This window comes from Chitinophaga agrisoli (genome assembly GCF_008386695.1).
GTDB classification, from domain to species: domain Bacteria; phylum Bacteroidota; class Bacteroidia; order Chitinophagales; family Chitinophagaceae; genus Chitinophaga; species Chitinophaga agrisoli.
Map to the genome: position 1 here is coordinate 1 of NZ_VUOC01000082.1, position 355 is coordinate 355.

At 39.7% G+C, this 355-nt stretch carries 1 protein-coding gene; it reads left to right on the forward strand.

The features are described from left to right. The coding region (locus tag F0L74_RS33730) for a hypothetical protein (RefSeq protein WP_213087177.1) at nt 1-281 on the forward strand (281 nt) is incomplete at its 5' end. Nucleotides 282-355 lie beyond the last annotated feature (74 nt).

Consider the following 355-nt stretch of genomic DNA (forward strand, 5'->3'; position numbering starts at 1 on the left):
GCGCGATATGGACTAACGGCAAGATGGTCAGAGACTGGAAAGCATACATACAAACAACATACGGATTTCTGCACTTCAGTGGGCAAAATCTCACCCAGATCACAGCAAAGGATTTAATTCCCACTGTATCCTGCTGTAGTAGGTTGTTGGAAATCGCAGATCTCGACGACAAGGTAACTAATTTCCATCGCTATGTAATAAAACAGCGCAAGAAACACGGCTATGCGTTAAGTCAGATCGGAAATATGAATGAATTCGCCAATGAGTTTCGATATGGTTGAAAATAAAACAATAAATTCAAAAGGTGCAAAAAACGTGTTAATTAAAACAACAGGACATGAGAAGTCCGGTTTTA